Source organism: Massilia eburnea (assembly GCF_009720745.1).
GTDB lineage: Bacteria > Pseudomonadota > Gammaproteobacteria > Burkholderiales > Burkholderiaceae_D > Rugamonas > Rugamonas eburnea.
The window spans coordinates 108,169-121,782 of record NZ_WNKX01000007.1; the positions used below are offsets into that span (position 1 = coordinate 108,169).

Sequence of the window (13,614 nt, forward strand, 5' to 3'; positions counted from 1 at the left end):
AAGGGCGGCGAATGCAGGCACGGCGTGTTCAGGCCGTATCCGCAGCGCGATGGGCCGAACGGCTGCGCCGGTGGTAGCGCAGCTTCGGCACAGGAATCTCGGCCTCGCCTTCTTGCCGCAGGGATGCACGCACCTGCTTGGCTTCGGACAAAGCCTTCCTGTCTTTTTCGGCGGAAGCGGGCACGCGGCGCGCTTCCACCACTTGGGCGTCATGGGCCAGGAATTTGTTCGCGATGTCGAACCACGCTTCGCCACCGATCGCCGAGCGCGCAATGGCGAACAATTCCTTTTCCTCTTTCTCCAGGCGCTGCAGCAGCAGCGTGCAGAAAGTCTCGATCGATTCGCAGATCTGCGTGACCTGGCGTTCCGTGTATTCAGTCGCCTCATCGAGCTCCGACTGCAGGCGCCGGATCACCGACAAGGCAGCGTTGTTCAGGCGGCTCAATTCATCCAGCAACTGGTTGGCCTGCTCCGTTGCGTTTTGCAGCGCCGGAATCAGATACAGCTCGATCTTGCGCCAGTGACAGGCCTGGTACAGGCGTTCCAGGGTTTCGCAAGCATATTCAAGCTGGGACAGGGTCAGGCGCTGTTGCTGCAACAGCGTCGATTGCACGTATTTTTGAAACGACAGCAGGCTAAGGCGCACGTTAGCCTGTTCAACGGATAGCGCAACTAATGTATATGTGGCCGTTAACATTCTTGCTCCCAAATATCGCTACGCGGAAACGGAAGTACAAGTGTAAGTTAGCCCGACAGGTTCGCTTTGACATTCTTCAATGTAACGTCACAGCGCCCTCCTAATTTAGGAGGTTTTCGAATGCAGCGCAAGGCGAAGATCAACCATACCAGCTTCTCGCGACGGCGTCACGGTTCCGCCGAATCTTCGCATCAGTTGTTGCATTCCGATATTCTCCGACAATGCTTCGCCTGTGATTTCACGCGTCCCTCGGCTGCGGAAATAGTCAAGTAATTTCTGGAACAGGATATTTCCCAAGCCTTTGCCTTTCAAATCGGAACGAACGATGATCGCGAATTCCGCTTTCTGGTTATCCGGGTCCGCCACCGCCCGTACCACGCCCAGCGTTTCCGGCAAGCCATCCGCGCCAGTGCGGGTGGCAATGAAGGCCATCGCCCGGTCATAGTCGATCTGGGTCAGGCGCGCGAGCTGGGTCGGCGGCAATTCCTTCATCGCCGAGAAAAAGCGCAGGCGCACGTCGTCGGGGGCCAGCTGGCTGAAAAAACGCACGTGGGCCGGCGCATCCTCCGGGCGGATCGGGCGCAGCAGCAAAGGAGCGCCCTGCCAGTCGATTTCCTGCTCCAGTTCCTGCGGATAGGGGCGGATCGCCATGCTGCTCTCGGGGCGGCGCGGGCCAAGGGTGGCGCGCGCGCCATGCACTTGCAGCACGCCGTTGACCACGCTGACGGGATCGATGTCCAGTGCAGCGATCTCGCCGATGTCGGCCACCAGTTCGGCCACATGCACCAGGGCGCGGCACAGGACTTCACGCTCGGCGACCAGGGTGCGGCCAACGCTGGTACGGCGCAGCATGTCGCGCGCCAGCACGGTGTTCAGCGGCGGCAGGCCGACAGCGCGGTCGTCGACAACCCGGCCGGCGCTGCCGCCAAGGCCGACGCTGATGGCGGGGCCGAACACCGGATCGGCCTGCATGCCGATGCGCAGCTGTTGTGCGTCGCCAGCGGCGGCGCCATGGGCGAACGGCAAGCCATAGGCGGCGAGCACCGCGGCCAGGTCGGCCGGCGGCAATTCGGCGTGGCCGGCCGCGCGGGCGGCTTCCACCAGGTGGCGCGCAGCCTGGCGCTCCGGGACCGAATGCGCCGGCACCTGGGCCGGCACTTCGATCAGCAAGGCCTGGTTGCGCGAGTACTGCACTACCTGGCTGAAGGCGCGCACGGCTTTTTCCGGCGTGTCGTAGCTTGGCAGGCCGGCGTCCGCGAAGACTTGCCGCGCACCCGCCACGGCCTCGCCGCCCAGCCAGCAGGACAACACGCAGCGGCTGCTTTGCTGCACCAGGGGCGCCAGGGCTTGCGCCACGCCGGTACTGGCGGTGGCGGACGACGGCGCGTGCACCACCAGCAACGCATCGGCGTTCTGGTCTGCCAGCAGCGCACTGGCGACCGCCGCATGGCGCTCGGCGCTGGCCTCGCCGCCGATGTCGATCGGATTGGCCAGCGACAGCCCGGCGGGCAATTCCTTGTGCAGCCGCTTGCCGGTCTCCGGCGAGAATTGGGCCAGCTTGCCGTGTACGTATTGCAGCGCATCGGCCGCCAGCTGGCCGGTGCCGCTGCCGTTGCTCATGATGGCCAGGCGCGTGCCGCGCCCTGGCCGCGCGCGCGCCACCGTTTCCACGGCGTCGAACAGGTCGGCCGAGGAGTAGACGCGCAGCATGCCGGCGCGCCGGATCACGGCGTCATAGACCTTGTCGTCGCCGCTGCGGCCGGCCTTCAGCACCACCACCGGCTTGCCGCGAGCCGCCAGGCGCGCCGCCGAAATGAATTTGCGGGCGCATGTGACGGTTTCGATGTGCATGATGATGGCGGCGGTGTCCTCGTCCGCGGCCAGGAAGTCCAGCATGTCGCCCAGGTCGATGTCGCCGCCTTCCACCAGCGACACCACGCGCGAGAAGCCGATGCCGTGCTGGCGCGCCCAGTCCAGCACCGCCGTCATGACGGTCGCCGATTGGGAAATGAAGCCGATCTTGCCCGGCTTGGCACCCGCATGGGCGGCGCTGGCGTTCAGGCCCGCCAGGGGAGCCACCAGGCCGATGCCGCCGGGGCCCAGGATGCGCAGCAGGTAGGGACGCGCAGCTTTCAGGGTCTGCTGGCGGACGCTATCGCTGACCGGGGTCAGGATGATGGCGCCGCGTGTGCCGCGCGCGCCCAGGTCGGCGATCAGCGCGGCTACCGTGTCCGGCGGCGTGCAGATGATGGCCAGGTCCGGCGCGCGCGGCAGCGCCGACAGGCGCGCATAGCATGGAATGCCGCGCAATTGCTCGTACTTCGGGTTGACCGGCCAGATAGCGCCGGCAAAGCCGCGTTCCGCCATATTGTTCATCACCTGCGTGCCCATGCGGTCCGGCCGCAGCGAGGCGCCGAAAATGGCCACCGAGCCGGGTTCGAACAAGCTGTCCATATTCCTGATGCTCATGGCCGATCTTCCTTACCAGCGTGAATAATGGTCCTCCGTCACGCCAGCGAGCTGGCTGACGATGCGTTTGGCGCCTTCCGGTTCGCTGCGCACCCAGCCGCTGAAATGGCCCACCGGCTGGATATAGCGGCTGGCCGCCACCAGCAGGTTGCGGTCCTGGCGGCGCGCGCCGTCCGGCGTGAAGAACAATTCCAGCTGGTCGTCTTCGGTGAAGATATGCCAGCGCTGCATGGGGTCGTGCGGGTCGAAGATGAAATGGGCGGGAGCCAGCGGCACCACCTCACCGTCGATCCACAGCGCGTTCTCGTTGCCGCCGAAATAGCCGGACTGCAGATTGAAACCCATTTCCAGGCTATGCCCGGAGGCCCAGCGCCACGCCGTTTCACGCGCCAGCAAACCGTTCGAGTAATCGAAACTGGCGACGCCGCCATCGAGCTTGTACTCGTCGCGGAAGGTGCGCACTTCGCCCGTCAGCGGCATGCCGGGCGACTTCTGGGTGCCGTGCAGCGCCCCGCCCTTGACCGGGCCGGTGGCCAGCAGCAAGGGCGCAATCGGCGGGCCGAATTCGGCGTCGATTTCCATATACGGACAGCGCAGCGTGAGCTGGAACCTGCCGCCCGGCAGCGGCTCGATGCTGATCTGCGTACTGCGCGTGCGGAACCAGCTGGCGGCGCCCGCATGCTCGCCGACGCCCACCGACAAGCGGCCCGGCAGGCCGTCCTGCGAGTAGTTGGCCATCATGTCGCTGTCGTTGCGGTCGAAGGCGTAGCAGAAGCAGGTGCTGGTCCAGCCCAGGTCGACGATGGCGACTGCCGCCATCACCTGCTCGGACACCAGCGAGACGTAGTGCCATTTTTTGTGGTGGAAGCGGCGCCACAGGCTGCTGCGCGCGTGCTCTCCGGCCAGCAGGTGCCAGCCGAAGGACTCCGCCGCACCGGAAAAGCGGCCCAATTTCGGCTTGCCCTCCGGGCCGACCACGTGTTGCGGTGCAGGGGCCAGCTTCATTGCCCTACTCCTTGCCCATCCAGTTCCGCCTGCAGCGTTGCCGCGAAGCCGGGCGGCTCGCTCGCCTGCACCTGCACGTGCGGGCAGCCGTGCCAGGTGGCCAGGCGCTGCACCGCTCCCGCCACATCGCGCACGAAGCGGTCGGTCACGCGCACGCCCGGCTCCAGCGCCAGGTTTTTCAGTTCGAAGATCCCGCCGCGGCGGTGCGCCTTGGCGTCGATGCGGCCCACCAGCGCGCCGCGGCGCAGGATCGGCAGTGTGAAGTAGCCGTAGCGGCGCTTGTCTGCCGGGGTATAGCATTCCAGGCGGTAGTCGAAGCCGAACAGGTCGACCGCGCGGCGGCGATCCCATACCACCGGGTCGAACGGCGACAGGATGGTGGTCAGTGTCGGCGACAGTGCGCCGTCGGCGGCAGCTTGCGCCAGCTCGGCCAGGTCGGGATGGATGTAGACGGTGTCTTTCCAGCCCTCGACACGGGCGCGCAGCAGCAAGCCCTCCCCTGCCAGCGCTTCCAGGTCGGGGCGCGGCGGCTTGGTGCGATAGTAGTCCGCCACCCAGGCGCCGCGCGCCAGCCCAAGGGCTTTCACCGTCTTTAACGCCAGCTGGCGCCGCGCTTCGTCCATATCCGGCATCTGGCTGTCGTGCCAACCGGGCAGCACGCGCTCGGCGAGGTCGTACACGCGCTGGAAGTTGTGGCGGCGAGCGATCATCAATTCGCCGGCGGTGAACAGCACTTCCAGCGAGCGTTTTTCCGGTTTCCACTCCCACCAGCCGCCGCCCTTGCCGTCGGTACGTTCGAAGTCGGCGGAACGGGCCGGCCCGTTGCTGCGGATATGCTGCAGCACGCGCTCGACGTCGGCACGCCGCTCGCGCATCCAGTTCACTGAATATTTCCAGCCCATGGAGGCCGGATCCAGCATGCGATGGCGCAGCAGGCGGTAATCCTCGATCGGCACGAAACAGGCCTCGTGCGCCCAGTACTCGAACAACGCGCCTTCGGCCAGGTGCTCCTCGAGCCAGGGCTGCGGGTAATCGCCAAGGCGGCTCCACAACACCAGGTAGGGGCTGCGCGCCACCACGTGGATGGTATCGATCTGCAGCACGCCCATATTGCGGATGGTGTCCAGCACGTCGGCTTTTTGCGCCTTGCGCCGGCGCGGCTGCAGCAATCCCTGGGCCGCCAGGTGCAGGGCGCGCGCCGCGGCCAGGGTGAGATTCAATTCGGTCAAGTCTCGGTTCCTATGGGAGGTGATCGCCTATTTTAATAGTGATTTGACAGTATTTCTTCGCATTTTACGAGGGATGGTGGCCGCCAAGCAGCACTCCCCCGCTTTTTTCGCCCCGCTGCCGGGCTTTCGGCGCAGAATAAAGCCGTGCCAACGACCACCGCCCGCCAAGTCCTTCGCCAGCTGTATCGCGTGATACTGCTGCCCTCATTCACCCTGGTTTTGCTGGTGGTGATGTGGGCCGACGTGTTTTACCAGCTGAAACTGGACGCCGAAAGCGCGCACTACGACGCCGTTCAGCACAGCCACTCGCTGGCGCGCACGCTGGCCGAAAGCTCCAGCCACGTCCTGCGCCAGGCGGAACATGCCACCCAGTTATTCAAGCTCAAGTTCGAAGAAACCAACGGCGCCGTGCGCCTGCCCGAATTCAGCAAACGGGGGGGATTGCTCGATTCCGTCATGCCGGCCAGGCTTGAACTGCCGATCGCCCTGATCGACGCCAACGGCAAACTGGTGGACAGCATGCACGGCACGTTCCCGCCCAACTCCGCCAACCAGGCCTTTTTCAAAACCTTGTCCACCACGGGCGACGATACGACCATCGTCACCAACCCCATGGTGGAACCGATCACCAAGAAATGGCAAATCCAGATCGCGCGCCGGCTGGAAGACAAGGCCGGCAAGTTCGCTGGCGCAATCGTGCTGATGATCGACCCGGCATTCTTTGTTGAAGACTACGATCGCATGCACGTGGACGAAGGCGGCCTGGTGATGCTCATCAGCCGCGACACGGGCCTGGCCATCGGCCGGGTCGACGAGAAGCTCTTCATCAGCGACACCATGGATTTCGTGGCCCCGGCCGACCCTGTCAGCCGGCCGGAAGAACTCATACTGAAAACGCCGGTCGACCAGACGCAGCGCATCTATGCCTTCCGCGACATGCCGCGCTTCGCCCTGACGGCGGTGGTAGGCGACACGACCGAGCATGCACTGGCCAAATACAATAGCCAGCGCCGCCTGTACTTTGTCGTCACCGTCCTGGTTTCCATCGTGGTGCTGGTGTTCAGCCTGCTGCTCACGCGCCAGGCGCGGCGCCTGCGCGAGAGCATGCGCGAATCGACCGAGGCGCGCGAAAAGCTGCACGCGGCGGTCGACGCCAGCCTCGATACGCTGTTCCTGATGAAGGCCTGCCGCACCGGCGGCAGCGGTGGCGCCATCATGGACTTCACCCTGGTCGATGTGAACGAACGCGGCGCCAGCATCCTGGGCTACCCTGCCGCCGAAGCGCTGGGCAAGCGCATGGGCGATATGCTGACGCACTGGCGCAGCGAAGGCTTCTTCGATAAATGCCTGGCCGTGCTGCAGACGGGCGAGCCGCTGGAAGAGGAAATCGAGTCGACCGTGTTCGGCGAGCGCCTGTGGCTGCGGCACCAGATCGTCGCCATCGAGGACGGCGTTGCCATCACGGCGCGCAACATCACTGAACGCAAACGCTCCGAACTGGCGGTGCGCCAGAACCAGGCGGAACTCCAGGCCGTCAACGACGCCTCCCCGCTCGGCCTGGTGCGCGCCGACCAGGATGGCAAATGCACTTACGTCAACCGCACTTTCGAAGCCATCACCGGCATGCCGCGCGAGGCGGCCCTGGGCGATGGCTGGTTTGACGCCGTGCATCCGAACGACCGCGAGATGCTGCGCGCCTCCTTGCGCCACCTGAGCCAGACGCAGCAAGCCTTCCAGGAAACGCTGCGCTGCGTGCACCCGGACGGCAAGATCGTCTGGACCTCGATCAAGGTGGCGCCGATCGTCATCGACAAGGCAATCACCGGCTACGTCGGCACACTGGACGACATCACGCTGGTGCGCAAGTCCGTCATGGCCCTGCGGGAAAGCGAATCGCGCCTGCGCACCATCGCCGACACCCTGCCGGCCATGGTCGCCTACATCGATTTCGAAGAAATCTACCGCTTCCACAACCTGGCCTACGAGCGCGAATTCAGCAAATCGGGGCTGCACGTCACCGGCCGCACCATCCTGGAAACCGTGGGCGAGAAGCGCTACGGCGTGCTGCAGCCCTTCATTGCGCGTGCGCTGCGCGGCGAAACGCTGACCTTCGAGGAGGAAGACGACGGCGGCGATTACCCGCGTACTTATGACGTGGTCTATATCCCGCAGCTGGACGAAGACGGCATCACGGTAGTCGGCTTCCACGTGATGCGGCAGGACGTCACGGCGCAAAAGCGCGAGAAACAGCAGCTGCTGCGCCTGTCGCAGGTCGACGCGCTGACGGGACTGACCAACCGCGCCGGATTCCTGCAAAAGCTCAGCGAAACAATGGCCGCCTGCCGCGAAAGCGGCGGCCTGATGGCCGTGATGTACCTCGATATCGACCGTTTCAAGCCGGTCAACGACACCTACGGCCACGCCGTCGGCGACGCGCTGCTCAAGGCTTTCTCGGCGCGCCTGTCCAATACGGTGCGCGCCAGCGACACGGTGGCGCGCCTGGGCGGCGACGAATTCACCATCATCATGGACCGCATTTCCAAGCCGGAGGACGCCACTGCCACCGCCGCCAAGATCGTGCATGCAATGCAACAGCCTTTTGAACTGGACGGCATCCTGGCGCACGTCTCAACCAGCATTGGCCTCACTTATTACCGCAATGAGGATGTCAACCCGGCCGAGTTGCTGAAACGGGCCGATTCGCTTTTATACGAAGCCAAACAGGCCGGCCGCAACACCTACCGCAGCAGCCCCGCGCTGGCCGAAGTGCGTTCGCCGAACGCGGCCTGACGCGGATCAAGACATAGGCCTGCCGTTTGCGCTATATTTGCGCTTCCCACGCCCAGCTTTACATTTCATGCGCCTGCTGCACACTTCCGATTGGCACCTTGGCCAGTCGCTGCATAATTTTGAACGCCACTACGAGCACCAGCGCTTCCTGGACTGGCTGCTCGACACCATCGTGTCCGAACAGGCCGATGCCCTGCTGGTGGCAGGCGATATTTTCGACAATGCCAATCCATCGTCGGCTTCGCAGCGGCAGCTGTACACCTTCCTGCAGCAGGCACGTGCCCGGGCCCCGCAGCTGGATATCGTCGTGATCGCGGGCAACCACGATTCGCCCGGGCGCATCGAAGCGCCCGGCCCGCTGCTGGAAGCCCACGGCACCACCGTCATCGGCTACCCGCACCGCGACGCCGACGGCAATATCGCCATGGAGCGCATGCTGGTGCCGCTGACCGGCAAGGACGGCGCGGTCGCCGCCTGGGTGTTGGCCGTTCCCTTCCTGCGCCACGGCGACGTGCCGCGCGTCGCCTCCGTCGCCGCAGCTGATGCCGCCGCTCCAAGCGATGCCGGCGAGGCGCCCGAGACCGCGTCCGCCTTTGGCGCAGCCCCGAACGAAACGCCGGTAGCGCCGCAGCCGGATCCTTACCTTGCCGGCATCGCGGAACTGTACCGGCAGGCGCTGGATCTGGCGGCCGCCCGCGCCGCCGACCGCCAGGCCATCGTCGCCATGGGCCATTGCCACATGGTCAACGGCACCATGTCCGCCGATTCGGAGCGCCGCATCGTGATCGGCGGCACAGAAATGCTCCCAAGCGGGATCTTTGCACCGCCCATCGCCTACGCCGCACTGGGCCACCTGCACCTGGCCCAGCAAGTCGGCCCGCACGAACATATCCGTTACTGCGGCAGCCCGATTCCGCTCTCGTTCGCCGAGACGGGCTACCAGCACCAGGTGCTGCGCGTCGACTTTGACGGCGCCCAGGTCACAGCGATCACACCGCTGCACGTTCCGCGCTCGGTGCCGCTGCTGCGCATCCCCGAAAAGCCTGCTGCGCTGGAAGAAGTAAGGGCCGCGCTGGCCGCCCTCGCCTTGCCGGAAGTCCCGCTGGAACAACAGCCGCTGCTCGAAGTCCGCATCAAGCTCAGCGCGCCCGAGCCGGGCCTGCGCGCCGCCATCGAAGAAGCCCTGCAAGGCAAGCCAGTGCGCCTGGCCAAGATCGAAACCACCAGCGCCGCCCGCGCTTCCCTCGAAGAAGCCGCGCTCTCGCTCGACCAGCTGGCCACTTTGCAGCCGGACGATATTTTCAAGCGCCTGTACCGGCAGCGCTTCGGCAGTGAAGCGCCACCCGAGCAACTGGCAGCCTTTGCGGAACTGGTGCAGCCATGAGGGTGCTGCGCATCGCCGGCAAGAACCTGGCCTCCCTGGCCGATGAATTCGCGGTCGACTTCACTTCGCAGCCGCTGTCCGATGCGGGGCTGTTTGCCATCAGCGGCCCGACCGGCGCTGGCAAGAGCACCCTGCTCGACGCCCTGTGCCTGGCGCTGTACGACGACACGCCGCGCCTGCACAAGGCTGAAGGCAAGACACCCGACGTGGGCGACCCCGTATCATCACAGGACCCGCGCACGCTGCTGCGCCGCGGCGCCGCCGAAGGCTGGGCGGAAGTGGATTTTGTCGGCAACGACGGCGCCGCCTACCGCGCCCGCTGGAAGGTATGGCGCGCCCGCAGCAAGGCCGCCGGCGCCTTGCAGCCAAGCGCCATGTCCCTGCAAAAGCTGCCCGGATTGCAGCCGCTCGGCCACACCAAGACCGAAGTGATGGGGGAGATCGTCCAGCGTGTCGGCCTGAGTTTCGAACAATTCACGCGCGCCGTGCTCCTGGCGCAAAACGAGTTCTCCGCCTTCCTGAAAGCGAAAGACGACGATCGCGGCACCTTGCTGGAAACCCTGACGGGCAGCGGCATTTACAGCGACATATCGAAGCGCGCCTTCGAGCGCTGGCGCGCCGAAGAGCTGAAGCTGAAGACCCTGAGCGCCGGCTTGGCGACACAACAGCCGCTGGCGTCCGAGCAGCGCGCCGAAGTCGTCGCCCGATCCGATGCCGCCGAAGCGGCGCTGCATGCCAGCGCGCAGCGCGTCACGGCGCTGGAAGCGGAACTGCGCTGGCACCAGCAAGCCGAACGCCTCGCAGCCGCCGTGCAGCACGCCCGCGAGCATTGCCAGCAGCGCCAGCACGAATCGGAAACCGCCGCCCCGCGCCGCGCGACACTGGCAAAGCTCGACGCCGTGCAGCCGGCGCGCGCGCTGGATGACGACGTCGTGCGCCTGGCCGCCGAGCGCGCCGCCACCCAAGCCGCGATCTCGCTCGCCGCGCAGGAATCCGAGCGCACACGCATGGCCCTGGAAGTGCTCAGCAACGACGCCCAGCAAGCTGCTGACGTCCTGGCCGCCGCCGAAAGCGCCCAGCAAGCGGCCGCGCCGCTCCTGGACCAGGCCAAGGCACTCGACACCCGCCTGGCGCCGCTGCAAGCCGCCTTCGCGCAGGCCGCCAGTGCACGCGATACGGCCAGGCAGGCCGATGCCGCCGCCCTGTCCGTTTTGCAGGCGCGTGAGGCGCACAACCAGGCGCTCGCCAGCGAACAGCAGGCAGGCATGCAATGGCTGGCCCATCATGAACACTGGGCTGCCTTGGCGCCCGAGTGGCCGCGCTGGGACGTCCTGTTCACGCAAGCGGGCCTGCAAGCCGACCGCGCCGCGAAGCATTCGCAGGCGCTGGCGGCAGTACAGCAGGCCGCAGCCGGCCAGCGGCAGGATGAAGCCCATGCACGCAGCGGCCTGGATGCCGCCACCGAACGCCTGCGCCAGGCAGAAGCCCAGCGCGACCAGGCCGCAAGGACGCTGGCCGGTTTCAACGCCGACGAGCTGGCGCAGCAACGCCAGCACCTCGACCAGCAGCGCGCGCTGCTGGCGGACAGCAGCGCCGCTTGGCAAAACCTGGCGCAACTCACCCAGCGCCAGCAGGAATTCTCCTCCCGCGGCGCCGTCTTGCAGGCAGCACGCGACAGCGCGGCGGCCGAAGTAGCCGCAGCGCGCGAGGCCAACGTCGCGCTGTTTGCCGCTTCCACCCAGGCAGAACGCTCACTGAAGCTGGCGGAAGCCGCCACCGGCGAGAGCGTCGAAAAGCTGCGGGCCACGCTGCAGGACGACTCGCCATGCCCGGTATGCGGCTCGCACGAGCATCCCTACCGGCACGAGGACGGCCCGCTGCACGCCATGCTGGCGCAGCTGCAGTCCGAGGTGCGCGACTGCCGCGACAAACTGCAACGCAACCTGAAGCACGAGGCCGAGCAGCAGGCACGCCTCCAGTCCAGCGTCGAACAGCTTGCCGCCCTCGGCGCCGAGCAGCACAGCCTCGAAGCCGCCCTTGCCGGCGCCCAGCCGCGCTGGAGCGCCGCCAGCACGGCCCTCGCCGGCCACGTCAGCAGCCCGATCGCAGCCCTAGCAGCCACCGGCGACGCCACTTCCGCACGGACGCCGTCAAGCATCGTTCCATCTGCCAGCGACGAAATCCCGGCCTGGCTCGCCGCGCACAGCGCCAGCCTGAACGCCGCGCAACGCAGCCTGGAGACACGGGAGCAAGCGCAGCGCCAGGCCAGCCGCACGCGCGATGTAGCGCAAACCGCCTGCGAGCAAGCTGCCGCCGAATGCAACCGTCACCAGCATGCCCTGGCCGCCGCGCAAGCCGCGCTGGCGCAGTCCGACGCGCAGCAAAAAGCACTCGACGAACAGCGCATCGACACCGCCCTGCAAATCGCCACCCTGCTCGACCAGTTGGACGCGCCACTGTCCCGTCCTGGCTGGCAAGACGAATGGAAAGACAGCCCGTCCCGCTTCCACGAACAACGCAGCCGTGAAAGCAAGCAATGGCAAGCGCAGCGCCGGATGGCCGACGAACGCGCCGCCGCCATCGCCGCACTCTCCACCGAACTGCAAAGCCTGCGCAGCGCACAACAGCGCAGCAGCGCCGACGTGCGCGGCGCACAAGCCGCAGCCGACGCCGCGCAGGCCGCACTGGCCGAAGCGACGGCCGAACGGCAAGCGCTCTGGCAAGGCCGCTCCGTGCGCGAAGTGGAAGCCGGACTGCGCGCAGCCATCGACACCGCCCGCGCGACCTTGCAGGCGCGCCAGGAATCGGCCCAGCAAGCCGCGCAACAGCGAACCCGCGCCGACGAAGCCCTCGCCCAAGCGCTCAAGCAATTGGCGGAAAAAGACAAGGCAGCAGAAGGCGCCACCGCACGCCTGCAGGCCTGGCTCACCGACAATCAGGCCATCGGCATCGCCGGCTTGGAAGCGCTGCGCGCCCTGCTCGCCCACTCGCAGCAAGGCATCCGCGACGAACGCACCGCGCTGCAAGCGATCGACCAGGCCTTCGCTTCCGCCAAGGCGGTGCAAGCCGAACGCGAAGCCCAACACGCCGCCCACCTCGAAACCGCCCCCGCGGGCGAACAACGCAGCGCCGCCGAACTGGAACAGGCCCTGGCAACGCTGCAGGAAGAACGCAAGCAGGCCCACGACCACGCGACGGCCCTCAAGCTGCAGCTGGCGCAGGACGACGCCCGCCGCAAAGCCGCCGAAGCCATGTTGGCCGACATCTCCAAACAGCAGGAAATCGAACAGCGCTGGGCCACCATGTACGAGCTGATTGGCTCCCAGGACGGCAAGAAATTCCGCAACTACGCGCAGCAATTCACGCTCGACGTCCTGCTGGGCTACGCCAACGCCCACCTGGCCCAGCTCGCCCCGCGCTACCAGCTGGAACGCATCGACAACCCCGCCCAGCCCTCGCTCGGCCTGCTGGTGCGCGACCTGCACATGGGCGACGAAAAACGCTCCGTGCACTCGCTGTCCGGCGGCGAATCCTTCCTGGTGTCGCTGGCCATGGCGCTCGGCCTGGCCTCGCTGTCCTCCAACCGGGTGCGCGTGGAATCGCTGTTCATCGACGAAGGTTTTGGCAGCCTGGATGCGGAAACCCTGCGCGTCGCAATGGACGCGCTGGACGGTTTGCAGTCTATGGGAAGGAAGGTGGGCGTGATCTCCCACGTGCAGGAAATGACCGAACGGATCGCCACCAGGATCGTGGTGCAACCCGCCGCCAACGGCCGCAGCGCGATCTCAGTCAGCTAAGCGCCAGGTGCGCTGATCCTGTTCGGCGCGCACCATCTCCCACCCCAGTTCGCGGCGGATCTGCTGTGCGTCGGGCAAAGGACGGCGTTCCTCCTGGCGCGATTGCAGCCAGTTGCGCACGGCTTCCTTGGTGGGTTGCTTGGTCTGGTCCATCGTAAACCTCCATCGGCATGACGGTCACCCATTCAACGCGGGAAGCAGCCGCCAGTTGACGATTCGCCTCGTCCAATTTGTTATCATGTG

At 66.3% G+C, this 13,614-nt stretch carries 8 protein-coding genes; 3 read left to right on the plus strand and 5 right to left on the minus strand.

Translation table 11 applies throughout. The features are described 5' to 3' along the window. Window positions 1-28: 28 nt before the first annotated feature. The 4 genes from GM658_RS11345 to GM658_RS11360 form a co-directional block, all read right to left on the minus strand. Window positions 29-697: a hemerythrin domain-containing protein gene (locus GM658_RS11345; RefSeq protein ID WP_155454156.1), complete on the minus strand. Its 669-nt coding sequence runs from the start codon at window positions 695-697 to the stop codon at window positions 29-31. 105 nt (window positions 698-802) lie between these two features. After that, entirely contained in the window at window positions 803-3,166 is a 2,364-nt protein-coding gene (locus GM658_RS11350; RefSeq protein WP_155454157.1) for a bifunctional acetate--CoA ligase family protein/GNAT family N-acetyltransferase, read from the minus strand. A gap of 12 nt (window positions 3,167-3,178) precedes the next feature. Further along, window positions 3,179-4,171 (minus strand): DUF2804 domain-containing protein, encoded by a 993-nt coding sequence (locus tag GM658_RS11355; RefSeq protein WP_155454158.1) that lies wholly within the window; start codon window positions 4,169-4,171, stop codon window positions 3,179-3,181. Then, window positions 4,168-5,400, minus strand: coding sequence for a winged helix-turn-helix domain-containing protein (locus tag GM658_RS11360; protein WP_155454159.1), 1,233 nt, complete (start codon window positions 5,398-5,400; stop codon window positions 4,168-4,170). The genes GM658_RS11355 and GM658_RS11360 overlap by 4 nt, the downstream gene beginning before the upstream one ends. Before the next feature lie 144 nt (window positions 5,401-5,544). On the opposite strand from GM658_RS11360, the gene GM658_RS11365 reads away from it, so the two are divergent. From GM658_RS11365 to GM658_RS11375, 3 genes are all read left to right on the plus strand, one after another. Then, entirely contained in the window at window positions 5,545-8,190 is a 2,646-nt protein-coding gene (locus GM658_RS11365; RefSeq protein WP_371865081.1) for a sensor domain-containing diguanylate cyclase, read from the plus strand. 67 nt (window positions 8,191-8,257) lie between these two features. After that, window positions 8,258-9,574, plus strand: a complete 1,317-nt coding sequence (locus GM658_RS11370) for an exonuclease SbcCD subunit D C-terminal domain-containing protein (protein ID WP_155454160.1) — start codon at window positions 8,258-8,260, stop codon at window positions 9,572-9,574. Further along, entirely contained in the window at window positions 9,571-13,371 is a 3,801-nt protein-coding gene (locus GM658_RS11375; RefSeq protein ID WP_155454161.1) for an AAA family ATPase, read from the plus strand. The genes GM658_RS11370 and GM658_RS11375 overlap by 4 nt, the downstream gene beginning before the upstream one ends. Here GM658_RS11375 and GM658_RS28860 read toward each other — a convergent pair. Then, window positions 13,360-13,524 (minus strand): hypothetical protein, encoded by a 165-nt coding sequence (locus GM658_RS28860; RefSeq protein WP_170298777.1) that lies wholly within the window; start codon window positions 13,522-13,524, stop codon window positions 13,360-13,362. The two genes, GM658_RS11375 and GM658_RS28860, sit on opposite strands and share 12 nt — an antisense overlap. Between the last annotated feature and the right edge of the window lie 90 nt (window positions 13,525-13,614).

What these genes read in the sequence shown, in the direction of transcription:
- GM658_RS11345 (WP_155454156.1), bottom strand. Translation starts at nt 697, where the DNA reads ATGTTAACGGCCACATATACATTAGTTGCGCTATCCGTTGAACAGGCT.
- GM658_RS11350 (WP_155454157.1), bottom strand. Translation starts at nt 3,166, where the DNA reads ATGAGCATCAGGAATATGGACAGCTTGTTCGAACCCGGCTCGGTGGCC.
- GM658_RS11355 (WP_155454158.1), bottom strand. Translation starts at nt 4,171, where the DNA reads ATGAAGCTGGCCCCTGCACCGCAACACGTGGTCGGCCCGGAGGGCAAG.
- GM658_RS11370 (WP_155454160.1), top strand. Translation starts at nt 8,258, where the DNA reads ATGCGCCTGCTGCACACTTCCGATTGGCACCTTGGCCAGTCGCTGCAT.
- GM658_RS11375 (WP_155454161.1), top strand. Translation starts at nt 9,571, where the DNA reads ATGAGGGTGCTGCGCATCGCCGGCAAGAACCTGGCCTCCCTGGCCGAT.
- GM658_RS28860 (WP_170298777.1), bottom strand. Translation starts at nt 13,524, where the DNA reads ATGGACCAGACCAAGCAACCCACCAAGGAAGCCGTGCGCAACTGGCTG.